General features: G+C 37.1%; 24 protein-coding genes and 2 pseudogenes. 20 read left to right on the top strand and 6 right to left on the bottom strand.

Annotated elements, in window-relative coordinates:
* Position 1 precedes the first annotated feature (1 nt).
* On the top strand, positions 2-433 hold the full coding sequence (locus ACYT6F_RS16860) for a hypothetical protein (RefSeq protein WP_472598785.1): 432 nt from the start codon (positions 2-4) through the stop codon (positions 431-433).
* A 103-nt stretch (positions 434-536) separates the two neighbouring features.
* Here ACYT6F_RS16860 and ACYT6F_RS16855 read toward each other — a convergent pair whose 3' ends face one another.
* Positions 537-818, bottom strand: coding sequence for a helix-turn-helix domain-containing protein (locus tag ACYT6F_RS16855; protein ID WP_472598784.1), 282 nt, complete (start codon positions 816-818; stop codon positions 537-539).
* Positions 819-1073: 255 nt separating this feature from the next.
* Here ACYT6F_RS16855 and ACYT6F_RS16850 point away from each other — a divergent pair, with 255 nt between their 5' ends.
* The 17 genes and pseudogenes from ACYT6F_RS16850 to ACYT6F_RS16770 all read left to right on the top strand — a co-directional run bounded on the left by ACYT6F_RS16850 (position 1074) and on the right by ACYT6F_RS16770 (position 15092).
* Positions 1074-1460 carry a hypothetical protein gene (locus ACYT6F_RS16850; protein ID WP_472598783.1) on the top strand — a complete coding sequence of 129 codons (387 nt, stop codon included), beginning with the start codon at positions 1074-1076 and terminating at the stop codon, positions 1458-1460.
* A 248-nt stretch (positions 1461-1708) separates the two neighbouring features.
* A complete protein-coding gene (locus ACYT6F_RS16845) occupies positions 1709-2686 on the top strand; it encodes an aldo/keto reductase (protein ID WP_472598782.1) in 978 nt (325 codons plus the stop codon).
* Between the two features lie 6 nt (positions 2687-2692).
* Positions 2693-3430 (top strand): SDR family oxidoreductase, encoded by a 738-nt coding sequence (locus tag ACYT6F_RS16840; RefSeq protein ID WP_472598781.1) that lies wholly within the window; start codon positions 2693-2695, stop codon positions 3428-3430.
* Positions 3427-4362 (top strand): helix-turn-helix domain-containing protein, encoded by a 936-nt coding sequence (locus ACYT6F_RS16835; protein ID WP_472598780.1) that lies wholly within the window; start codon positions 3427-3429, stop codon positions 4360-4362. Before ACYT6F_RS16840 ends, ACYT6F_RS16835 begins: the two co-directional genes overlap by 4 nt.
* Before the next feature lie 374 nt (positions 4363-4736).
* Positions 4737-5483, top strand: a complete 747-nt coding sequence (locus ACYT6F_RS16830) for a hypothetical protein (protein ID WP_472598779.1) — start codon at positions 4737-4739, stop codon at positions 5481-5483.
* Between the two features lie 23 nt (positions 5484-5506).
* A complete protein-coding gene (locus ACYT6F_RS16825) occupies positions 5507-7222 on the top strand; it encodes a toxin TcdB middle/N-terminal domain-containing protein (protein WP_472601132.1) in 1716 nt (571 codons plus the stop codon).
* Between the two features lie 53 nt (positions 7223-7275).
* Positions 7276-8907 (top strand): hypothetical protein, encoded by a 1632-nt coding sequence (locus tag ACYT6F_RS16820; RefSeq protein ID WP_472598778.1) that lies wholly within the window; start codon positions 7276-7278, stop codon positions 8905-8907.
* A gap of 9 nt (positions 8908-8916) precedes the next feature.
* Complete coding sequence (locus tag ACYT6F_RS16815) at positions 8917-10179, top strand: RHS repeat domain-containing protein (RefSeq protein WP_472598777.1); 1263 nt, start codon at positions 8917-8919, stop codon at positions 10177-10179.
* Positions 10176-10688, top strand: coding sequence for a hypothetical protein (locus ACYT6F_RS16810; protein WP_472598776.1), 513 nt, complete (start codon positions 10176-10178; stop codon positions 10686-10688). Before ACYT6F_RS16815 ends, ACYT6F_RS16810 begins: the two co-directional genes overlap by 4 nt.
* Positions 10689-10747: 59 nt before the next feature.
* Positions 10748-11581 (top strand): annotated as a pseudogene (locus ACYT6F_RS16805) (RHS repeat-associated core domain-containing protein); the annotation flags it as partial.
* 4 nt (positions 11582-11585) lie between these two features.
* The gene (locus ACYT6F_RS16800; RefSeq protein WP_472598775.1) at positions 11586-11975 is read left to right on the top strand and encodes a DUF5071 domain-containing protein; all 390 of its coding nucleotides are present in this window, start codon (positions 11586-11588) and stop codon (positions 11973-11975) included.
* A gap of 160 nt (positions 11976-12135) precedes the next feature.
* Entirely contained in the window at positions 12136-12636 is a 501-nt protein-coding gene (locus ACYT6F_RS16795; protein ID WP_472598774.1) for a hypothetical protein, read from the top strand.
* A 42-nt stretch (positions 12637-12678) separates the two neighbouring features.
* Entirely contained in the window at positions 12679-13161 is a 483-nt protein-coding gene (locus ACYT6F_RS16790; RefSeq protein WP_472598773.1) for a hypothetical protein, read from the top strand.
* A gap of 77 nt (positions 13162-13238) precedes the next feature.
* A complete protein-coding gene (locus ACYT6F_RS16785) occupies positions 13239-14066 on the top strand; it encodes an RHS repeat-associated core domain-containing protein (RefSeq protein ID WP_472598772.1) in 828 nt (275 codons plus the stop codon).
* Complete coding sequence (locus ACYT6F_RS16780; RefSeq protein ID WP_309842709.1) at positions 14066-14389, top strand: hypothetical protein; 324 nt, start codon at positions 14066-14068, stop codon at positions 14387-14389. The genes ACYT6F_RS16785 and ACYT6F_RS16780 overlap by 1 nt, the downstream gene beginning before the upstream one ends.
* A 165-nt stretch (positions 14390-14554) precedes the next feature.
* A pseudogene (locus ACYT6F_RS16775) lies at positions 14555-14674 on the top strand (RHS repeat-associated core domain-containing protein); the annotation flags it as partial.
* 25 nt (positions 14675-14699) lie between these two features.
* A complete protein-coding gene (locus tag ACYT6F_RS16770; protein ID WP_472598771.1) occupies positions 14700-15092 on the top strand; it encodes a DUF5071 domain-containing protein in 393 nt (130 codons plus the stop codon).
* A 497-nt stretch (positions 15093-15589) separates the two neighbouring features.
* On the opposite strand, the gene ACYT6F_RS16765 is transcribed toward ACYT6F_RS16770, so the two are convergent.
* From ACYT6F_RS16765 to ACYT6F_RS16745, 5 genes are all read right to left on the bottom strand, one after another.
* Positions 15590-16396 carry a lipopolysaccharide kinase InaA family protein gene (locus ACYT6F_RS16765; RefSeq protein WP_472598770.1) on the bottom strand — a complete coding sequence of 269 codons (807 nt, stop codon included), beginning with the start codon at positions 16394-16396 and terminating at the stop codon, positions 15590-15592.
* Between the two features lie 25 nt (positions 16397-16421).
* Positions 16422-17462 (bottom strand): glycosyltransferase family 9 protein, encoded by a 1041-nt coding sequence (locus tag ACYT6F_RS16760; protein ID WP_472598769.1) that lies wholly within the window; start codon positions 17460-17462, stop codon positions 16422-16424.
* A 145-nt stretch (positions 17463-17607) separates the two neighbouring features.
* Positions 17608-18807, bottom strand: a complete 1200-nt coding sequence (locus ACYT6F_RS16755) for a hypothetical protein (protein ID WP_472598768.1) — start codon at positions 18805-18807, stop codon at positions 17608-17610.
* Positions 18794-19900, bottom strand: a complete 1107-nt coding sequence (glf, locus tag ACYT6F_RS16750; protein WP_472598767.1) for a UDP-galactopyranose mutase — start codon at positions 19898-19900, stop codon at positions 18794-18796. Before glf ends, ACYT6F_RS16755 begins: the two co-directional genes overlap by 14 nt.
* Complete coding sequence (locus ACYT6F_RS16745; RefSeq protein WP_472598766.1) at positions 19893-20990, bottom strand: glycosyltransferase; 1098 nt, start codon at positions 20988-20990, stop codon at positions 19893-19895. The genes glf and ACYT6F_RS16745 overlap by 8 nt, the downstream gene beginning before the upstream one ends.
* 347 nt (positions 20991-21337) lie before the next feature.
* Here ACYT6F_RS16745 and ACYT6F_RS16740 point away from each other — a divergent pair, with 347 nt between their 5' ends.
* Positions 21338-21598 carry a hypothetical protein gene (locus ACYT6F_RS16740; protein ID WP_472598765.1) on the top strand — a complete coding sequence of 87 codons (261 nt, stop codon included), beginning with the start codon at positions 21338-21340 and terminating at the stop codon, positions 21596-21598.
* A 62-nt stretch (positions 21599-21660) separates the two neighbouring features.
* Positions 21661-22749, top strand: a complete 1089-nt coding sequence (locus tag ACYT6F_RS16735; protein WP_472598764.1) for an efflux RND transporter periplasmic adaptor subunit — start codon at positions 21661-21663, stop codon at positions 22747-22749.
* The last annotated feature ends 1 nt before the right edge of the window (position 22750 follow it).

Below are 22750 nucleotides of genomic sequence, written 5' to 3'. Positions count from 1 at the left end.
TATGCAAAATTTAATTAATGTCAAATTGCGGTCTCTAAAAATTAATGAGTTTGCGATACTGGAGGAAAAAATTAAAGATCGCAAATCTATAGGTTACAAAACTGAGCTTGAATTTGATTTAATTGAGAGTAAAAAGGTTATAAACTGTATATTTAATATTTTACTAGTAGAAAAGGATAGTACTTTGGTAAAATTAAAAGTAACAACTGGGTTTGAAATTAAAGAAGAGGATTATTTCGCTCTAATAGATGAATCAAAATTGACATTACCAATTGAATTTTTGAAATTTATTGCTGAAAATACTATTAGTACGATTCGAGGAATTCTATACGTCAAACTTGAAGATAGTGAATTCAAAAAATATATTATTCCATTAATTAATTTTAAAGATGTAATAACAGAAGAACTTGTTTTTGAAATAGAAAATAATTAAATAATTCTATTATGGTGCTATTTTTTATTCTAAATCCAATTTTTTCTGAAGATCTTTTATAATCTTATTTTGAATGTAGCAATATTCTAATAAATACTGAAATTTAGGATTTATTAGCAAGTTTGATATATTTCTTCATATCAAAATCAAAAAGTTCTTGAATGGTAACATTAAGTTCTTTGCATATAATAAGCAAAGTATCATAGCGAGGATTAGTGTTACCTCGCTCTAATTCACCAATTGTCTTTTTGGCATGACCAGTCCTTAAACCCAGTTCTTCTTGTGAAATAGGTTTATTGGTCTCGGGATTTATAATTTTTTTTCTTAATTCAGAAATTCTGTACCCAAGTGCTTTTTTACAGTTAGTAAGATCAATTTCATTCATTAACTGTAAAATTCTATGTTTGAAGTTAAAATTTAGGATACTTATAAGTATCCTTTTTTAATTTTTTATTATATTTGCAACAGGTTACATCAAAGAACCCAAAGAACAAAAAACACAAAACCTTCCATGAAAAAAAGCATACCCTTCGAATCCCGTTTCTGGTCCGGCCGCAACAAACATTCCGCACTCCCGCTGATGGAAGTATTTTTCCAGTTCCATGACCTGATCACCGCCAAAGAACGGGTCCATCTCATCATGCAATACGCCGCCCAAAAGAAAACCCGGATTCCGGAAGATCCTTCTGTTGTTTTCCACTTTCACCAGTCGCTGCGGTCGTTTCTCAGGGCAGGGTGGTGCCTGAAAAATAAGCAAGGGAAATGGCTGGTTCGTACACTTCCGGAACAAAGCAGTCCGCTGTCACAGGGTTCCCTGACGGAGAAAGAATACCGCGATCCGGCAGTAATATTCCGCAAAGCTTTTAAAGAATACGATCTTGAGAAATTCGAGGAGTTCCTTGCGGAAGCGGTGTATTTCTCGCTTGGAACTTTCAATAACGTACCGGAACATAAAATGGTGGGTCCGTATCTGCACCTGATCAAAATGTTGGATGCCGCCTGGCTGATCCTGAAAAGACCCGACTGAAATTCAACCGGTATCAGAAGTCTGATCTCATGACTGACAATATCAAAATCATTTTTCTCGTTGCGTTTTACGGTTGACAATTTTTATTTCAAAGGGTAATCCGATTCTGAATATAGACATAAAGTGGCACTCCCGGTCCGTCCGATCTTATCTGAATACAAAATATACCAGCCTGGCTACTTTTTATAGCACGCCAATCAGGAATTTTGTACCTGAAAATAAAACATTGTAAAATTAAAAAAAGTATTATGCAGAAAAGAAAACTGGGAACCGGCGGATTGGAGGTTTCCGAATTAGGATTTGGCTGTATGGGGTTAAATTTTCTGGACGGGAAAGGGCTGGAGAAAAAAGAAGCCATCTCCCTGTTGCAGAGTGCTGTTGACAAAGGTGTCACATTTTTCGATACAGCGGAAGCGTACGGGCCGTACACCAATGAAGAGCTTGTTGGCGAAGCTTTGCAACCTTTCAGAAAAGACGTGGTCATAGCCACAAAATTTGGCTGTAAGAATGCAAGGCCAGCGGAAGGGCTGGACAGCAGACCCGCAACGATAAGAGCAGTCACCGAAGCATCTCTTAAAAGACTGAAAACAGATTACATCGATCTTTTGTACCAGCACAGAGTAGACCCGGAAGTTCCCATAGAAGAGGTTGCCGGAACTGTAAGAGACCTGATACAGGAAGGCAAGGTAAAATATTTCGGATTATCGGAAGCCGGTGCAAAAACGATAAGAAGAGCACATGTCGTTCAGCCTATTTCAGCATTGCAAAGTGAATATTCATTATTCTGGCGCGAACCGGAACAGGAAATCATTCCGCTGCTGGAAGAGTTAGAGATCGGCTTTGTTCCCTTCAGTCCGCTGGGGAAAGGTTTTCTTACAGGTATAATTAACACCAAATTAGAGAAAGCCGACCGCCGGAATATCCTGCCGCGTTTCACCGAAGAAAATATAAAAGCGAACCAGGTTTTGGTGAAGGCTCTTTCTGAGATTGCCGAAGCGAAAGGAATTACGGCCGGACAACTGGCTTTAGCCTGGCTTTTAGCGCAAAAACCGTGGATAGCACCCATCCCGGGAACGACAAAATTACATCGTTTAGAAGAGAACATCGCCAGCACGGATATCATATTGACGGCCGATGAATTGGAAAGAATAGACACCACCGTCAGTGGAATTACACTGGCCGGCGACCGTTACCCTGAGTTTTTACAAAAGCAGATCGACAAATAAAGCATTATGAAAAATATTGAAGGAAAAGTAGTGGCGATTACCGGTGCAAGCAGCGGAATGGGCAAAGCCATCGCTATAGAATTAGCAGAAAAAGGCGCTAAAGTTGTTTTAGGAGCAAGACGGACAGAACGGCTGCAGGAGCTGGCAGAAGATATAAAAAATAACGGCGGAGAAGCTGTCTTTATGACCATCGATGTAAAGAATAAAGCCGATTTGGTTCAGCTGGTCAATAAAGCGGTTACGCAATACGGAAAATTAGATGTGATCGTGAACAACGCAGGTATCAGTCAGTTAAGCCGTATTGACGACCTGGATACCGATGGCTGGGAAGAAATGATCGATATCAATCTAAAGGGCGTTCTGTACGGGATGGCAGCCGCAATTTCTGTTTTCAGGCAGCAGAAGACGGGGCATATCGTTAACATCATCTCAACGGCCGGGCTTAAGATCAGTCCCATAATGGGTGTATACGCCGGAACAAAAAATGCCATCCGTACCATCTCGGAAGCATTTCGCCAAGAATCGGACGGAAAAATACGGATTACGGGAATTTCACCGGGATTTGTGAAAACAGAGTTTGCGGGCCATATCAAAAACGAAGAGATGAGGGCTGTCATTCAGAAAGATATGGATCAGATGGCTTTGAATCCCGCAGCCATTGCCAACGCGGTGATGTATGCAGTCAGTCAGCCGGACGACGTTGAAGTTGGTGACATTGTGATTCGTCCATCAAAACAAAATTGAGTACATTCGTAAAAGAAATGCATCCACAATCTGACATCCACCATATCAACAGTATCTCGCAACTGATGCGGCTACTGGAGCTGCCTGCACCGCTTCATCCGATGATTGCACTGGTAGACTACCTGAATGTACCCATCGAAACATTTCCTAAAGAACAGAAAGTAAGTCTTGATTTTTATAAAATTTCCTTTAAAACAAAATTTAAGGGACAGATAAAGTATGGTCAGGGATTTTATGATTTTGAAGAAGGCGGACTGGCATTTTTAAAACCGAAACAGATCGTTTTTCCGCCGGCAGACATAGAAAGCTATGAAGGGATCGCCCTGTATTTTCATCCGGACTTTATCCGTAATTACACATTAGGTAAAACCATTCACCAATATGGTTTTTTCTCTTATGATGTTTCGGAAGCGCTCTTTCTGTCGGCCAAAGAAAAGAAAATTATAGCCGGCCTGTTTGCCTCAATAGCCGATGAACTCAACAATAATATCGACCTCTTCAGCCAGGACGTTCTGGTATCACAATTAGAATTACTGCTCAATTACAGCAATCGTTTCTACAATCGTCAGTTTATTACCAGAAAAGCAGTCAATCACGATATTATAAGTTCTCTGGATCAGCTTCTGAACGGCTATTTTGAAGAAGGAAACAGTCTGAAAAATGGTTTGCCGACCGTTAAATATATAAGCTCGGAGTTACAGCTTTCGCAGCGGTATTTAAGCGACATGCTGCGTTTCCTGACGGGATTCAGTACGCAACAGTATATTCAGAATGCGATCATAGAAAAGGCCAAAGAAAAATTATCAGCAACGGATCTGTCAGTCTCTGAAATTGCTTATGAGCTCGGCTTTGAACATCCGCAGTCACTGAGTAAACTTTTCAAGACGAAAACCAACGTATCACCTTTGGAATTCAGGAACTCATTCAACTAGTAATTTTTTTAAGGAGTGGAGCTATTAATGGCTTGACTCCTTTTTTTTATGCTGTAAATTACTAAATATCTCCATTATTACGCTATCGCAATTTATTTATCATTATGTAAGGATGATAATCTTTTAAACTTTCATTGTGGCATTGAAGGCAGACTTATCAACAAATCTGTTGAATATAGAAAAAATGTAAATCATACAATTAGTCTTGTTCACTCATCAAAATATAATGAATTGATCTGGAAAAATCTGGACCGGAATATTTCTCTAGGCAATACTGTTTACAGCAAAGACAGTAAAAATATAGAGATCGTCAAACGCCCGAGTATATTTTCCTTTATGGGAAAAGCAGATCCCAACACAAATGGGTCAACCAGATGTTTTATGAACAATATTCAAAAATAGGAAGTTTTAAGGATGACGAAACCCCTACTTCGCCTTTTATAGATGATGATCCGGATTCGGATGATATTGAAGTTGCGAATAACCCGAATACCAGAATGTTTGCAATATCTAAAAAACAGAGAAGTAAATCAAAAACAAAAAATGCTGGAATCGGCTTAGGGCTCAATTTCAGCAATTCTACATCTCAACTGAGAAATATTGGAAATATCCAGATCCAGGACTTCTTTGATGTCAATGGGGATAATTATCCCGATATGCTGTACCGCGGTCAGTCGCAGCAGACCAGCATACTAGGTGGTTTGAAGAGTGCTCAAAGTGGGATAGAAGGTGGTTATAAGGTAATTACCAGAATGGATGACTTTATGAACTCGAGAATAATTGCATTCAATTCCCCAGGAGGAAGCAAGTCTGTCGGAAGACAAACCAATAATACAGATTCTAATGCTACAGGAGATACATCTCCTCCATATTCTTTAAATGCGGGTACATCACAAACTATCCAAATTCTTATAATAAAACTACAGAGTATTGGATGGATATTAACGGAGACGGTCTTCCTGATAAAATTGAAGGAAATAATTTTAAGCTCAACTTTGGAAACGGCTTGGTTAACGGAAGTATTCCCGGATCAACAGGATCTTATGCAGGTTTCGAAGAGCCTGTATCAAAGCCTGTGTATTCTGCTTCCTTTGGAATTGGCGCAGGTATCAGTTCTATAGTTAGTGCAGTTCAGGGAGTTGAAATGGGAATAGCTGTTTCCGGAGGTGTCGGTGGAGGATCTTCTACAGCTACCTCAAAAAGATCATTTTTGGACGTAAATGGTGACGGACTCGTAGATATCGTTCAGGTGAATGAAAATACAGGACAAACCAATGTAAAGTATAATCTGGGCAATCGTTTTGCAAGTCCCGTTAGTCTTAATGCAAGCCTTTCGGAAGAAACAAAAACACATAGCGGATATGCCAATCTGAACGGTGGGTATTATATCAATATCCCTTTTATCGTGATTTTTGGTATTCCTCTTGTATATTTAAAGCCTTTTGGAGCGGATCTTTCAGCGAATGTAGGATTATCAGTATCAGAAATCAATAAAGGATTGAGAGATGTTAATGGAGATGGCTTGCCCGACCTCGTTGTTAATACCAATAGCGGGTTAAAAATATTTTATTCCCAGCTTGGTAAAACCAATAAGCTTAAAAAAGTATCGTACGCAGAATCATATAGTGCTGATACTCCAAAAAACATCGGTGCAGCATTTATTATAAATTATGGATTCTCTAAACCGTCTTATAACGATCCGCAGGCAAAGCTTGTGATGTCAGAGGTGATCATACCAAATCCTGATGCCTTCTCGGGAACTTATACTTTAAGTACAATAGGTAAAGATATGATCACCCGCTTTGAGTATGAAAGTTCCAGATATGACAGAAGAGAGCGGGAAAAATATGGATTTGCTAAGGTTAAAATGTACGAAATGTCTGATAATAGTACTGTCTACCGTACAACTGTTCAGAATTTCTATAATCAGAATTATTTCATCCGTGGACTTCTCAAATCCGTGGAAAGTTATGGAGGAACCGGAACATCCAATCTTTTGTCTTCTACAACCAATACCTATAAACTTTATCAGTTTAATCCGGGAATCAGTCAATTGATAGAAGTTCCTGCCGCTCAGTTTGAATCCTACGACGTTGGCGGAACCGAGGGTAAAAAAATGGGCCGTGTCTTAATGTCCGGCACCATAAAAACTATGTATGAAAACGGAAACTCTATTTCTACAAAAACTGAACTTTTTTATAATAACAGAGGGCAGCTTACGAAATACCAGTATACCAGTCCGTCAACAAGTTACAACAGTGTAATTGCTTATCACACGAATCTTAATAATAATATTCAGAATATTCCGAGCATGATCACGGTTTATCCGGGAACAGGTGCTGCAAACCCGCTTCGTAAACGCTCGACAGAGATCTCAAATCTTAATACCGGAGATATTTCTAAGTTTAAAGTATGGCTTACTTCCGGAGATATTGCTGAGACTGATATTACTTATGATCCTTTCGGAAATATCAAAACAATTAAATATCCGCCAAATGAGTTCAACGAGAGATCTGAGCTGGAATATTTCTATGATCCTATGGGTAAATATGTGACACAGGTTAAAGACCCTGTTTTTAATTTATCTTCTTATGCTGCTTATAACCCGTTGATGGATACCGTCCTGGAATATACAGATGTTACGGGCAACAAAATGAAATATAATTATGACGGGTACGGAAGACCGCTTAGCATTATAAGTCCTAACGACTGGCCGTCAACCAACACCATATCGTATGAATATTCCCATACTCCGGTAACCCTTAGTAATGGCAATATCCTGTATTTATTTACTGCGAAAACAGGCATCAGGATTCATATAACAACAATGATATCGAAACAATTTCATTTGCGGATGTAACGGGAAATGTAATACAGGTTAAAAAAGATATTGAAATTGATAATGAAGAAAAGATGTCAGTTTCCGGAAGGATAATCAATGACAATCTCGGAAGAGCGGTTATGCAGTATCACCCTGTATTCGAAGACAAAAATGCAGTCATCAATAATAAATTGACTTCTAATATTGGCCAATATAACACTTCAGCTGTATATGATTATAAAGACAGAACGGTATCTTCCATAGATGAGGCAGGAAATTCTGCTAATAATAAATTCTTCATTGAAAGTAACAGGTTCAGGACGGAAACAACCCAGATGCAGAATGCTTCTGCAGAGATCAAGACAGAAGTTTTTGCGAATGCGGAAGGCAAGACGGTAGAAACCAGAAACTATTTGCCATGGCAGTCTTTGAATACTCATTTTAACTATAATGAAATAGGGGAGATTATGACAGTTACGGATCCTGAAGGGTTGCAAACCAGCTTTACTTATGACATGGGCGGAAGAAGGCTAAGCCAGAACCACCCGGATCGCGGCCAGACTACCTATACTTACAGTAAAGCAGGCCAGCTTACTCATATACGCAACAATAACCTTAACAGCAATGGCGGCGTTCCGATACATTACGTGTATTCTTACAATAGGTTAATGAATATCGTTTTACCTGATATTCCGTCAGGTCCAAACCCTGCGAATGTTTCTTATATCTATGGTGCTTCAGGAAACAATACCGGAAGAGTTGTAGAAAAACAGGACGGCACAGGAACCAGCTATTATGAATATGGCAAAATGGGAGAGCTAATTAATGAAGACCGCTTTATTTATGGTTTTTATATGCCTGGCCTGCACTTCAACACATCATACCAGTATGATAACTGGAACAGGATCCGAACCATCATCTATCCGGATAATGAAGAAGTTAGTTATCAGTATGATTTGGGAGGTAATCTTAAAAATATTGCCAACAAGGAAGGGTATGAATACGTAAAATCCATACAGTATGACCACTACGAACAGCGTACAAAGATCGTTTTTGGAAACGATACGTCTTCCACCTTTACTTATGAGCCGGATATGAGAAGGCTGCAAAATCATCTCCTGCATGATGCTAACAGCAACCCACTTTTAAATGGTACCTACAGCTATGATTACGCGGGTAACATAACAGGAATAGCTAATACCAGTCCTACCACTAACGCAGGATTTGGAGGGAATTATGCTTTTGAATATCAATATGACACCCTTAACAGGCTTACGAGTTCTTCGGGAAATGCTGTACCAAACCGTAAAGAAGACCTGCCGCCGGCAACTATTGCAGGAAGTATAACCTCATTGTACCAGACTGACCTAACGTATAATATGAGCAGCGGTATCGAAAGGAAAAGACAGTATCACGAGCAGGAAGGTATGGTAAATCCTAACAATAGCTTTGACAACACCTATTCATACATAAATGGAACTCATATGGTAGAAAGGGTTACAGAAAGCGCAGGAACAGAAGAAACGTTTGAATATGATGGCAACGGTAATGTAACAAGTCATCAAACAATTCAGACCGGTGCAACCAACTTTTACTGGGATGAGCAGGACAGACTGAGAGCGGTATACACGAAGGAAACTGGCTCATTCCAGTATTATGTATATGACGATAAAAGCGAGCGTACTATAAAAGCCAACTTGCAGAACGGATCAGAATTGTACTAGAACGGGGAAATGATTGATAACGGATTGGTATTTGACGGTTTTAAAGTATATCCTAATCCTTATGCGGTCTACAGTTCAGACGGAATGCTCACGAAACACTATTTTGCGGGAGACCAGCGTATTGCAAGCAGGCTGTCAGATTCAGGGGGAATGTTCTACAGCAAACCGGCAGCTTCCCAATCCGGCAAAGAAGGTGACGATGCGCAGGCTGCCGCCGAAACTGATTTTAAAAACTACCTGTCTAAAGCCGGCTATACAACTTCCGACATCGAGAAAGAATTTGGCAAAGCCCCGGCTCCGATGGGCGGATTGTATTACCTGCATGGCGACCACCTCGGCACGGCAACCTATGTTACCAATGAATATGCAGAACCTACGCAATTTTTCTTAAATTTACCTTTCGGGGAAACCATGGTGGAACAGCAGGAACCCACCGCTTATGTGAACCCGTACAAGTTTAACGCAAAAGAATTAGACAGCGAAACCGGTCTTTATTATTATGGCGCGAGATACTATAATCCAAGATTAAGTATCTGGTATGGCGTTGACCCACTAGCGGAGAAGTACCCGAGTTGGTCACCATACGCTTATACCTTCAATAATCCAATAAATTATATTGATCCCGATGGCAAAGAAGGCATTGTAATTTCAGGACAGCCAGGAAACCACAAAAACAAAGAACACTTTTTAGCCAATGGACTTGATAGGGCACGAAGAGCCTTAGGTAGAAGGCATAATTCTTCTGAAAAGGTAACTTGGATTGTATATAATGATGGTTCTGCTAAAAATGGTCATAGCGCAAAAATGTTAAAATCATACAAGGAGAAAGCTCAAAAACTAGGAATTAATTTTAAAGTAGTAAATTCTGTAGATCAAATTGAAGATTATGTAAACACAAAAGGATCTGGAGAAAATAAAACTAGAGATAAAGACCGAATAACAAGTTTTTATTATTTAGGACATGCTATTCCAGGTACTTTAAATCCTGGTTATCCTAATAAAGAAGAAGCTATTGATCCTGATAAGTTTAGAGAAGAAGCTTTTTCTAGTGGAACTTGGATTAATTGTGTTGGAGGTTGTCGTACAGATGTTGATAAATCTTGGATATTTGATGATAGTGTTGTTGACAAATTTCAAAAGAAAGTAGATGAAAAATCAACAGTTAATGGAAGCAGTGTAAGAGTTCAGTACGATGGAGGTATAAGAACAGACGAGCAATTAGTAAAAGAAAATAAAGGAGACGTTGTAAAAGTAAAAGGTACAAAAAAATGAGAAAAATATTTTTTAATGCTACTGCAATTATTGTTTTAATATACTTATATCTCATATACAATCCCATAATTATTGATAAAGAAAATGGAGATTTTCAATCGTCAAAAAGAGGATTTTATTTAACTGAGGAGAATGGAATGATTAAGCCGTTCAGTCATTTAAATTTAGATGAAAGTGACGGAATTGAAGTGATACTTATCATTAGAGATAGAGAAAATATATCTAATGAGATTCCCGTCGGTAGCGTTTTTACAAGTTCCAATAAGAACTTGATTAATAGATTAAAAATGCTTAATTTTAAAAATACTGGCGCTGATATTGCTACTGTTGAAAATGAAATAATTATATATCAACATAGTAAAATCATCTTTAGGAGTGGAGTTGTATTAGATACTAATAAAGAAGGATTACAAAATACTGACTTTGGTTGGATTGAAACGAAAAATGGAAATCTATCAAAAATTTTCAAAAAATTTAATCGAAATTTATCTCCGATAATTGAAATATAACTTACTTATAATTGTTCTGCCTATTTGGAGAAAAAAACTATCGCTAAGAATTAGACAGCGAAACCGGTCTTTATTATTATGGCGCAAGATACTATAATCCAAGATTAAGTATTTGGTATGGTGTAGATCCGTTGGCGGTGTACAATCCTGTGATGGAAACCCAGTTTTATGGGGATGGGCAGCATAATGGAGGATCTTATTTTTGGGGAAATAATAATCCGTACATCTATACTTATCAAAATCCTGTAGTTTATATAGATCCAAATGGAAAGCAGACTAGAGGTTCACAGGAGAGACGTGATGCAAGAGGGGTTCCAATGATACAACCTAGACCTATAGGCGTGCCAAATAATATTCCAACTGCTCCTCCAAGTGCTACCCCTTCTGCTCCTCAAACGTCACCAAGAGGTTGGGGTTTTTTAGCAACATTAGGAACCAGGATTTTAACTGGAGGTTTATTACTATTGCCGGGAACTTTAAATGCACCACAGCCGAAGTTACCTATAAATTCACCTAAGACCGAAGATAAACCAGATAATAATTTATATGTATATCGTTCAGGAGGATTCAACAATACCACATTTACGCCACGACCAGGAACAGATGATGGAACTGATATTAACAGTGGGTTGTCAACTTTTGTCACCCCTGAGTTAGCGACAAGAGGAAAAGAAGGAAAAGTACAAAAACTTAGTGTGACAGCTCTGATAGCTATGGGATTTGAAGTAAACTATAATGGAGCGCATGTTGGAATAAGACCACCAAGCCAAGAAAAATTAGAAGAATGGGCAGCTACTAGACCTTCAGTTGTTAATGGTGGGACTCCACACATTTTAACAGAAATGGTTAAAAACGCTCGTGTTGGAGAGCAAAAAGTAAAACCACAAAAATAAATTTATGAATAAAAAATATTTACCTATAAACAAATCAGATTTAGATTTTGCAAATGAGTTATATAAAATTAATGATATAAATAAAATTAAAGAAGATATCCCAGTATTAATGGAATGGTTACAAGATTACAACTGGCCTCCAGCAGATCTTATTTGTGAATTTTTGCTGAAATTTCCGTTAATAACATATAAAAAAGAAATTTTAGAAATATTGAATAGTAATGATAATGTCTGGAAATATTGGATACTATTAAGATTAATAAAACCTTCAATTACAAAAAAAGATCAATGGCTTATCCCAAGAATTATAGAAATAATGATAAACCCTTCTACTGGAGAAAAAGAAAATGAAGTTGATGAAATCGCCAATGAAATTGTAGAATTACTTTCTTAAAATAACGTATCAGAATCCGATAGTATATATAGACCCAAATGGTAAACAAAATTATTCTTCGATCATAAGTGGAAAATTTTCAGCTTTAGGCAGGGCAATTGATGATGGAGCACGCGATGTTGCAAATTATTTAACTAGTTCCAGATTTGGTCACACTGTAATGGACGTTGGTGGACTAATTCCTGTCGTTGGAGAACCCATAGATGGCATTAATGCGACCTGGTATGCATTTGAAGGAGATTATATCAACGCAGGATTATCAGCGGGTGCAATGGTGCCATTTGTAGGATGGAGTTCAACAGGAGCAAAATTTGGTGTTAGAGCCTTAAAATTATCAGATAATGCGTTGCATAGTGCTTCAGGTTTAATTTATAAGTTAGGAAGTAAAGAAGGTAATCGATTAGGACACGTTTTAGCACATAAATCAGACGATTTAAGTAAAAGTTTCCATGGTGTTTGGAATAAAGGTATGTCAGACGGTGATATAGTTGAAACAGTTGATAATGCTTGGAATTATGCAAAGGCAACCAATATGAAAGGAGTTCTTCAGTCTAATGGTAATAGAGTATACGATGTAACAATGGCTGGCCAAGTTGGTACGCAAGGAGGAAAATTAGGTAAGGGCGAAAAATTAAATAAAGTCAGAATTGTTGTAAGATAAAACATCCGAGGTTGTTACTGCTTATCCAATAAAATAAGAAAAATGAAAATAAAATTTGATATTTACGAATTAGTTGAAGATGAAAAGGTTTATGCGTACATGAGCATTCATGATAAACAAATTGACAAAATGCTTGATCCATATTACTATGCGTTAGATAATAATGTTTTACCTAATAATGAAACATATGAAAAAATAATTTTAGTTCTAATTAAATTATTAGAAATATTAATTGAAAAGGTTAATACTTTAAATGACAATAATAAATTGCTTTTTCCACTAGAATTCTATGATGAATATGTTGGTTTTTTAATTATTAATAATTTAGGAAGTATAATAACTATTGATTATGGTATAACTACTGAAATTCAAGGTTATAGTTATTATCCAACAGATTTTGGAGATTTTAATCAACTTTGTAAAATTTATAGTATAGAAAATTGGGATTTTAAAATTAGTAAAGCTGAATTTTTAGATAATATTAATTGGTCCATTTCTTATCTTAAACAGAAATTACAAGATTAAAATACTTTTGCTCTGTCCCCTATTTGAGAATGTATAGTAGAACTTAAATAATTTTGTATCTGCCTTTCGGGGAAACCATGGTGGAACAGCAGGAACCAACCGCTTACGTCAACCCATACAAGTTTAATGCAAAAGAATTAGACAGCGAAACCGGTCTTTATTATTATGGCGCAAGGTACTATAATCCAAGACTAAGCATCTGGTATGGTGTTGATCCGCTTGCAGTTTACAATCCTGTAATGGAAACGCAGTTTTATGGAGATGGGCAGCATAATGGCGGAGTTTTCTATTGGGGCAACCTAAATCCTTATATCTATACGTATCAGAATCCTATCATTTATGTAGATCCAAACGGTAAACAAACGAAAGCACAAGCTACTAAAGGTTATAGACCAGGGATTCCAATTCCAGTATTTAAAAAAGGAGATTATTATACCCCATTCCCTATTATTGACGGTGCTGAAAAAAAGGTTCGCGAAGGTTTTGATCAAGGAAGTAAACTGCATGCTTTAAGTATTCTTGCTTTTACTGCAGTAACTATTGAAGCAGCTAAAGAAGAGTTTGATATTGTTAAAGGTTTAGCAAACAGGGTTTTGAATGCTGTTGGTCAGTTTAGTAATGCTAAACAAAGAAATATTAATAAGAAATTAGGAGAAATTGATGCGGGTAAGGCAGATGGACATCCATATCTTAATGATGGCAGAGATGGCTCACAGATACTACCTAAAAAAGGTAAAACTGGAGATATTAATTATACTACCTATGATCTTAATAAACCACCAACTCAAGAGCAGAGAAAAAATGGAGCTACCAGAGATAAAACAAGAATTGTGACAGGAAGTGATGGTAGTGCTTATATTACTAATCAACATTATAAAAAAGGATCATTTAAAGAAATTAGATAATGAGAGAAGAAGAACTATATGACTTAAAATATGTTTTAGCTGAGTATATCTATCCAAAATTAAAAGCATTTAAAGAAAAAGTTGATAAAAAAGATACTCCAACTTTACCAAATTTTAAAAATGAAGATTATTTTAAAGATAAAAAACTTAGTGTTGATTTAATGTTTGAATTTTGGAGTGAAAAACTCGAAGAAATGCTTTTTCCATTTCAATATTATAATTCTCCTGATAGTTTTGAACATTTAGAAAGGGATATTGTTAAAGAGAAAATAAAAAAAGGATTAGAAATGTTTGCAAAATATTTTGATGACTTATGGATTTAATTGTTTAAACTTATATCCTTCCCTCTTGCCTGCGAACGGCACGTTAGTGTTAAGATAAAGCACACCACTGCAAATATCAGGTATTATTATATTTATTTAAGATATTGCAAGTAAATTCTATTGAATGTATAGGAGCAATTTTTCTTAAATTTACCTTTCGGGGAAACAATGGTTGAACAGCAGGAACCAACCGCTTACGTCAACCCATACAAGTTTAATGCAAAAGAATTAGACAGCGAAACCGGTCTTTATTATTATGGAGCGAGGTACTATATCGAAGATTAAGTATTTGAGAAGAAAATAAAAATGCATGAAAAATAGAATATATCTTCCTTTAAATAAATCAGATTTAGATTTTGCAAATGAGTTATATAAAATTGATGATATATATACAATTAAAGATGATATTCCAGCATTGATGGAATGGTTACAAGACTATAATTGGCCTCCAGCTGATCTTATTTGTGAATATTTGCTGAAATTTCCGTTAATAACATATAAAAAAGAAATTTCAGAAATATTGAATAGTAATGATAATGTCTGGAAGTATTGGATATTATTAAGGTTAATTAAACCTTCAATTACAAAAAATGATCACTGGCTTATCCCAAGAATTAGAGAGATAATAATGAATCCTTCTGTTGATGAAAAAGAAGAGGAAGTTGACAAAATAGCACAGGAAATACTTGAAATATTTATTTAAATAATATTAATGTTGAAGAGTGCTTTGGTCTTACTGAAATAAAATTTATGATTGGAATTAGGTTAATAATTGAGAAAAATAAAAAAGAGAAAATACTAAGTCAAGTCAGTACAATTAATTTGTTCAAAGATTTAAAAAATGAGCATATAGAGAATTATAAAATTAAGAATACTTTAATTTGGGAATTTGAAATTGAACAGGATGTTCTAACTAACCAAATCCTATCAATATTCTCTAACTAATGGAATATAATTTTAAATGAAGGTAATTGTATTAACAGTGCTACCTGTGGGAATAGAATTAAATTTGATGGAATATCATGGACAAATATTGAATTATATTAATAATTAACAGTATAATCAGAAAGTACTATTCTGAGATCAAACAATCCTCAAGCCGTGTAAGCAAAATCATCTGCAAGCTAAGCTCACCTAAGGCGAAAACCGATTTCTGCTGTAGAATTCGCTGAAAATATATTTCTTATAGTAATAATAATCTCATCTAATATTAAATAAAGCAGGATCATTTAAATAGCAGATAACCAGATTAGGGATAAGATATTTATACAATTTGAGAACTTTTTTTATTTTTCTTCTCGTCACCTGTCTTTGAGTGGCATCCATGATCTTTTTTAAACAGATTTCCTTTGAGGTACCGTATAAATTGGCATATTCTTCGGCGATGATTTTAATAATCTCAGGATCATTAGTAATTCTGGCAAAATTATTAAGTCTCTTATTCAGGTCAATTGAACTGTAGAAGTTCATTCTGTTAAGATCTACCAGGTAAATTGAATATTTATCGTCCTCTTTCCGGATCAGGAAATTATTTGGAGAATTATCGAGAAACTGAATTCCGTCATTATGCAGGCGAAACATCAGCAATGTATATTCTTTTATAACCTTTTCACGGTCGGCAAAAGAGTGGTCACCGAAAACACTGTCCAGGGTACGTACATCTTCCATCTGTTCGCTGATGTAGTAGCTGGATGTAAGTCCGATGAAATCGTGGTTTTCTATATAGGCAACGGGTCGGGGAGTATGATAATTCTTTTCAATAAGCATATGTGCATATTCAAATGAACGCTGCGCTTTAGATTTCCGGTAGAATTTATAGACGTGCCGGTTTATTATATTATGTTGTTTGAAAGATTTAAAATTGAGAAAAATCCCGTCAAACCTGAAAAACTTAATTACATTTCGGGAACCATTACCAATCAATGTTCCTTCGTTTTTAAATTTTTTCAAAGTCGATAGGATGTCATCTTTATGTAGTGATAAACCTTCAGCAAAAATCAATTTCATATCATATTTTTTAAATTATATATTTCTATCCTATGGTTGTACGCAGTAAATTCATGATGTCTTCGTTCGAGGTCTGCTGCGTATTTACGGAAAAGCTTTTAGGATTATAAGGCTTATAGAGATTTTTATCGGTTACCATAAATAAACCGACTGTTGGCGTTCCGCTTGCACTTGCAAGATGCATGACTCCGTTATCCGCCGCAATGAATACTGCAGTATTTGCTATAAAGCCGCCCATTTCCCTGATATCCTTGCTGTAGAAGTGAGGGATTGCAAAATTTAGTTTGGAAATATTTTCAACCGGCAAAAGCTCTACGATATTATGATCAGGAAATGTTTCTTTTAATGTCCTGTAGAAATCGGACCACCATTGTTCGGAGTAGCATTTATCTCCGGTAGCATTGGTAAACAGGCAAATCGTAGGTTTGTTATTTTGTGTGATGGAAAAAAGTTTCTTTTTCCCGGATTCTGTTTCTTTGACATCCAGTTTAATATCCAGGTTGGGGATGGATTTGTTGTTTTCCGGAACTCCCAGTTCCGACAAAAATTGTCTTAAATTATAGATGCTCTGTTTTGCAGAATGCTGATAATCCTGAATCTGCTCTATATATTTTTCATCAAATTCACCAAACATCTTATACCTGGAATTGGCCGCCAGCGTTGATATTCGCCCTGAAGATGACCCGAAATTGGCATTGATGACCAGATCATATTTTCTTGTGCGCAGCGAGATCCATCCTTTCAGATATTTAAAAATATTGCTGAACGGCTTTTTGGGAAGCTGGATGATCTTATCAATATGAGTGTAATTTTTATAAATGATAGGCGTGATCTGGCCTTTAACGAAGAGGTCGATTTTACTTTCCGGAAATGTATTGATCACTTCCTGTACCAGCGGGCTGAGGAGAAGTAGATTGCCCAGACGGTGATTCGGCCTGGAAATGAGAATTTTTTTTATTTTAACATCATTTTTTTCAGATTTTTTTACAGTGGACTTTCCTATATTTTTAGTCAGTCCTCTCATTATTGACCTCCTGAAGAGGTTAATTCCTTTTGGTATTTTCATGAAAAAAGTAGTATTAAAAAATAATCCACAAGTTACTGATAAATACCATTTGATTTTCCGGTCTCAACCTGGATCACGATAGTAATTACCTATGGTTAAAATAGGCATTGCAATTTTAGGACCATAAATAATAATACTTCTCTGGCTAATAATCTTCTGCTGTAACCTCTACCTCTTCCGATTCAAAGACATTACAGAGGTTAAATCTGAATTGATTAAGTGCCAAAAGACTTTCAAGATGAATTTCACGATAAAGATTATCCGGGTTTGGGATATCCCATAACCCGCTGTGATGCCATGTTTCAGGGAAATCCCAGTCGGGCCGGTCGATGATGGGATAAATACAGCAGCCGTATAAAGGAATACCGCTTTTGATGATGTTTATACATTCTTCACCGATCATTTTAAGCCAGAAATATCTTTTATGTTCCGGAATGCTGGTTTCTGAAATTACAACAGGTCTTTCATATCGCAGGTACACCTCTTTTACAAGAGAACTCAGGCTTCTCCAGAGCGGGTTCGGCGGATCACAATCCCAGTCAATACACTGTTGATCGGGAATCGTCCATTGATTGTTAAAATAAAAATTAACACCAATCAGATCCAAGTATTCTTCTTTTCCCCGGAGTTCAGGACATATTTTCCCACTTAATATATCCAGTACCTGAAACTGTTCCTGATGTCTTTTCCATGCTTCCGAACATAAATCTGTATCCGTCTGATCCGACGCTGAAATATGAATAAGCGGTTCTGTAACCATAATTCTGACCGATGGGTCTATTTCCTTCATCATTTCGATGCCTTCTATATAAGCTTTCATCAGCATATACTTCACTTCCCATCCCTGATTGATACAGTATGGGCTGGTTCCTTTTACCTCACCGCCAAGCCATGACAAAAAACTGACTTCATTGATTGGGGTAATAATAAGTTCTCCGTACGGAACGAGACTCCGGTATTTTTTTACGAAAGCGCTGCACAGATGGGCAAAACGGCGTGCGAACATAGGATGTAAAGGCGTAAGATCATCGGGAAAACCAAAATGACAGATATCCCAGACCACCTGAATATCATGTTTATGGGCATGAATGATAATTTCTTCCACCTGGCTCCAGTCATATACAAAAGGCTTCTTTTCTACATGGCTCCACCGGATTCCTTCCCGCACGGTGGTAATGGATATTTCGCGGAGTCTGGCATAATCATCATTAATAAACCGGTCATGTCCTGTTAATGAAATAAGATCAATTCTTTCCCCGAATGCATTTTGATGGTCTGCACATTCAAAACCTCCCATCATAAACGAACGGAAAGGATTTTCCGACACTGAGTTATTGATTATCATCCTCGTTTTCTTTTAAAATTTTACGAAACAGCGCTAATGACTGAGCTACCACCTGATCCATATTGTAATATTTATAAGTTCCCAGGCGTCCGGTAAAATATACATCCGGCGTTTCATCCGCCAGTTTTTTATACTGGTTATACACCTCCTGATTTTCCTTCCTCGGAATAGGATAATAGGGATCTCCTTCACTGGTAGGATATTCATAAACAATGGCTGTTTTCAGGTGCTGCTGACCGGTAAGATGTTTAAATTCTGTAATCCTGGTGTATAGATTCGAGGTAGGATAATTGATCGTACCGCTTGTCTGATACTGATGCTGATCAAGCGTTTCAAACCGGAAATCAATGGAACGGTAGGGCAGTTTGCCAAAGCAGAAATCGAAATAGCTGTCAATAGGTCCTGTAAAGATCAGCTTCTTATGCGGAATCATATCAACGATATCTTTATAATTCGTATTCAGCATAATATGAATGTTAGGATGTGACAGCATTCTTTTGAACATTTCGGTATAACCGTTTTTAGGCATGGCCTGGAAGGTATCCGTAAAATAACGGTCGTCACTGTTGGTTCTGGTAGGAACTCTTGCCGTAACCGATGCGTCAAGATCCGAAGGGTCAAGGTCCCACTGTTTTTTGGTATACCCCCTGAAGAACTTTTCGTACAACTCTTTTCCCACCGCATTGATCACGACATCTTCCGAGGTCAGAACCGGTTTTCTGGCTTCAGCCTTGGATGCCAGAAACTCTTTTACTTCAGAGGAAGAAAGATTGCTTCCATAAAGTTTATTAATGGTTGTAAGATTGATAGGAATAGGAACAAGCTGTCCGTCTACACTTCCTAAAACGCGGTGTTCATAAGGCCGCCACTCGGTAAACCGGGAGAGGTATTTAAAAACTTCTTCAGAATTGGTATGGAAAATGTGAGGCCCGTATTTATGGATCATAATTCCTTCCTCATTATAATAATCATACGCGTTGCCGCCTATATGATCTCTTTTATCTACAATAAGGATTTTTTTCCCCTGGTCCGCAAGGCGTTCGGCAAGCACAGATCCGGCAAACCCGCAGCCAATAATCAGAAAATCATACATGGATCCCGTTTTTTTCTTTAACTTTATTAATTAATAACCTCATTTTATCGAAAGTGTTGTCCCATGAATCATCGGCAAGAAACGAATCTACTTTTGATAACCATTCTGTTTGGGAATCCTTTTGGAGTTCCTCTTCGCCGGAAGCAATAAAGGCCTCTGCATTTTTGGCAATGTACACCAGGTTCTCTTCACCGTAAGTTCTTACAATATCTTTAATTGGGCTGGATATTACAGGAAGACCTGCCGAAAGATATTCGGGAGTTTTTGTAGGGCTGATGAATTCTGTGGATTCATTAATAGCAAATAAAACAAGCGCGATATCCCAATGGCTGATATAATCAGGAAGCTCTTCATATTTTTTCGGACCTAAATAATGGATATTTTCTGCCCGTGGAAGTTCTGCAGGATCAATTTTTACCACCGGTCCTATGATAACGAAATGCCAGTCGGGCTTTTTTTGAGAAACTTCCCTCAGTAAAGCCGTATCAAACCTTTCATCAATTACCCCGAAAAAACCGAATCGTGGATGCGGAATATGCTGTTGATCCGGGTGGTCCGTTACATTATAGCGTGCCTGCTGGAAATGATTTTTATCGATGCTGCTCGGAAAAGCGTGAATGTTATGATGGCGGTCTTTTTTGGCTTCATAAAGCGTAACACCACCGGTAAAAACAATGTCAGCTTTACGGAAAAGCTCTTCCTCATATTCCAGTAGCTGAGGCGGCGCAAAACGGAATGCCGAAAGTTCATCCATAGAATCATAGATCGTGATTTTAGGAGTCAGGTGCGAAGTATATTCCAAAGCCATAGGCGTATAATACCAGCACAGATATTCCCGGATATTATGATCTCTGAGGAAGTTATTGATCTGTTTGGCCATACGTTTTTTAAAATCAGCTTGATGATCTTCTAAATAAATAACAACAACAGAAACTCCATTTTGCTGGGTCAATTCATAAGAATCGGGACCAATCTTGGGCTCTTCAAAATAAAAAACATTATAGTGTTTTGCGAAACGGGTAAGCAGATGTTGCGGTCGCTGAAATACGAAATTCCACCGGAGGTGGCTGAAGCATAGAATATTTTGCATTAGGTGTGATATTAAGTAATCATAAAACTACAGTTTAAAAAATGACAGATTCATGACCCGGGTCATAAATAAAGTAGTTTCTTTTCTAATTTTATACGGAAGAAAGATGTATTGATCACAACGTATTTTTAAAGAAAGCTACCATTAAACCTGAGCAAAGCAGTACCTGTTTTAATAAAACTTTAACGTTATTTAAAAAAAAATTAAAAGTAAACCTGTTATCTTTGTAGGAAACCTGCATTTAAAGAAAAACCGTTTAAAAGTCCTGTGTAATGTTATTATTTAGGTCATTAGGATTCGTATATATTCTAACATTTTTTACACTCTTTAATTCGAAATGGACAAAAATGTCTATTGCGGATGTATTGGTTTCAAAACATTCAACATCTGAAGGTTACAGTACCGTTTCAGAATCTTACAAAAATGTAAAGGCAGTTCAGGTTAACGGTAAAAATTTCTCCAAATTTTTCAGTTTAGCCGATAAGGAAGAAGTTTACCGTGAAACGCCTGATAATTACTGCAAAGTATTTAAAATTGTAAGTACCGTCTCATCTAAAGCAATTTACTGCTTCTTCAGATCCTATCTCCATCTTTTACAGTTATTCTAAAATTTTAACTACGCCAAATCCAATTGATTTTTTTCGTTAAATTTTAGTAATACATTCCTGTAATGAATATAAAAAGTTCCATATGGTGCACTTTTGCACTGCTATGCGCCGTTTCGTGCGGTAAAAACACCCAACATAAAAATAAGGACAGAAAAGAAGTTCCCGTTTATATTGTAAAACAAAAAGATACACTGGTCAGCAGCCAGTTTGTAACCGATATCCAGGCAAAAAGAAATGTTGAAGTCCGTTCAAGACTTTCCGGGATTATTCAGAAGATTTATGTGAATGAAGGTCAGTACGTAAGAAAAGGCCAGCCGTTATTTAAAATCAGCGATGCCGAATTACAGATGGATCTTCTCAAGGCCAACGCCGCTCTGAAGCAGATGCAGGCAGACGTTCGGATTGCCGAGGTTGAATTAAAGCAGATCGAAAGCCTCCACGCCAAGAAATTTGTGGCCAATAATGAACTGGAACTTGTGAAAGCTAAACTGTCGTCAGCCAAAGCCAAGTATGCATTTGCAGATGCCGAAAGAAAAGCCGTGCTTCAGAAAATACATTTTTCTACCATTACAGCTCCCTTTGACGGTGTGCTTGATGTGATACCTCATAAAGACGGAAGTCTGGTAACCAACGGTACTTTGCTTACTACTTTATCCCAGCTGGATGAGGTTTACGCTTATTTTTCAATTCCGGAAAACCAGTATTTCGAGCTTTTGGCTAAAGATAAATTAGGAAAACACCAGAAAATCGAACTGACTCTTCCGAATGGAATGGCATACCAGTTTAATGGTACTTTAAAATCTGCCGAAAGTGAAATTGACAGAGCAACAGGCTCCATCCGCTACAAAGTATTATTTCCGAATCCTGACCGGCTCATCAAACACGGTACATCCGGAAAACTCACAATTTCCGAAGTTCAGAATAACGCATTAATGATCCCTCAGAAAGCAACATTTTCTATTCAGGACAAAACCTATATTTTCCGGGTAGATAAGAATAATAAGGTGAAAATGACCAATATTCAGCTCGGTACTGCCCTGAAGGACTCTTACCTTGTAGAAAGTGGCCTCAGAAAAGGAGATCTGATTATTTATGAAGGAACACAGTCTCTGAAAGATGGAGATGAAATCAAAATCAAAAACAGACTTTAAT

The organism is Chryseobacterium sp. NG-CE01 (genome assembly GCF_055695505.1).
The sequence above is the reverse complement of the archived record's forward strand: the minus strand, read 5'-3'. Positions and strand labels throughout refer to the sequence as shown.

Bases quoted from the DNA above. Each gene is read 5' to 3' on its own strand.
- ACYT6F_RS16860 (WP_472598785.1), top strand. From the start codon at position 2: ATGCAAAATTTAATTAATGTCAAATTGCGGTCTCTAAAAATTAATGAG.
- ACYT6F_RS16855 (WP_472598784.1), bottom strand. From the start codon at position 818: ATGAATGAAATTGATCTTACTAACTGTAAAAAAGCACTTGGGTACAGA.
- ACYT6F_RS16850 (WP_472598783.1), top strand. From the start codon at position 1,074: ATGCAATACGCCGCCCAAAAGAAAACCCGGATTCCGGAAGATCCTTCT.
- ACYT6F_RS16845 (WP_472598782.1), top strand. From the start codon at position 1,709: ATGCAGAAAAGAAAACTGGGAACCGGCGGATTGGAGGTTTCCGAATTA.
- ACYT6F_RS16840 (WP_472598781.1), top strand. From the start codon at position 2,693: ATGAAAAATATTGAAGGAAAAGTAGTGGCGATTACCGGTGCAAGCAGC.
- ACYT6F_RS16830 (WP_472598779.1), top strand. From the start codon at position 4,737: ATGTTTTATGAACAATATTCAAAAATAGGAAGTTTTAAGGATGACGAA.
- ACYT6F_RS16825 (WP_472601132.1), top strand. From the start codon at position 5,507: ATGGGAATAGCTGTTTCCGGAGGTGTCGGTGGAGGATCTTCTACAGCT.
- ACYT6F_RS16820 (WP_472598778.1), top strand. From the start codon at position 7,276: ATGTCAGTTTCCGGAAGGATAATCAATGACAATCTCGGAAGAGCGGTT.
- ACYT6F_RS16815 (WP_472598777.1), top strand. From the start codon at position 8,917: ATGATTGATAACGGATTGGTATTTGACGGTTTTAAAGTATATCCTAAT.
- ACYT6F_RS16810 (WP_472598776.1), top strand. From the start codon at position 10,176: ATGAGAAAAATATTTTTTAATGCTACTGCAATTATTGTTTTAATATAC.
- ACYT6F_RS16800 (WP_472598775.1), top strand. From the start codon at position 11,586: ATGAATAAAAAATATTTACCTATAAACAAATCAGATTTAGATTTTGCA.
- ACYT6F_RS16795 (WP_472598774.1), top strand. From the start codon at position 12,136: ATGGACGTTGGTGGACTAATTCCTGTCGTTGGAGAACCCATAGATGGC.
- ACYT6F_RS16790 (WP_472598773.1), top strand. From the start codon at position 12,679: ATGAAAATAAAATTTGATATTTACGAATTAGTTGAAGATGAAAAGGTT.
- ACYT6F_RS16785 (WP_472598772.1), top strand. From the start codon at position 13,239: ATGGTGGAACAGCAGGAACCAACCGCTTACGTCAACCCATACAAGTTT.
- ACYT6F_RS16780 (WP_309842709.1), top strand. From the start codon at position 14,066: ATGAGAGAAGAAGAACTATATGACTTAAAATATGTTTTAGCTGAGTAT.
- ACYT6F_RS16770 (WP_472598771.1), top strand. From the start codon at position 14,700: ATGAAAAATAGAATATATCTTCCTTTAAATAAATCAGATTTAGATTTT.
- ACYT6F_RS16765 (WP_472598770.1), bottom strand. From the start codon at position 16,396: ATGAAATTGATTTTTGCTGAAGGTTTATCACTACATAAAGATGACATC.
- ACYT6F_RS16760 (WP_472598769.1), bottom strand. From the start codon at position 17,462: ATGAAAATACCAAAAGGAATTAACCTCTTCAGGAGGTCAATAATGAGA.
- ACYT6F_RS16755 (WP_472598768.1), bottom strand. From the start codon at position 18,807: ATGATAATCAATAACTCAGTGTCGGAAAATCCTTTCCGTTCGTTTATG.
- glf (WP_472598767.1), bottom strand. From the start codon at position 19,900: ATGTATGATTTTCTGATTATTGGCTGCGGGTTTGCCGGATCTGTGCTT.
- ACYT6F_RS16745 (WP_472598766.1), bottom strand. From the start codon at position 20,990: ATGCAAAATATTCTATGCTTCAGCCACCTCCGGTGGAATTTCGTATTT.
- ACYT6F_RS16740 (WP_472598765.1), top strand. From the start codon at position 21,338: ATGTCTATTGCGGATGTATTGGTTTCAAAACATTCAACATCTGAAGGT.
- ACYT6F_RS16735 (WP_472598764.1), top strand. From the start codon at position 21,661: ATGAATATAAAAAGTTCCATATGGTGCACTTTTGCACTGCTATGCGCC.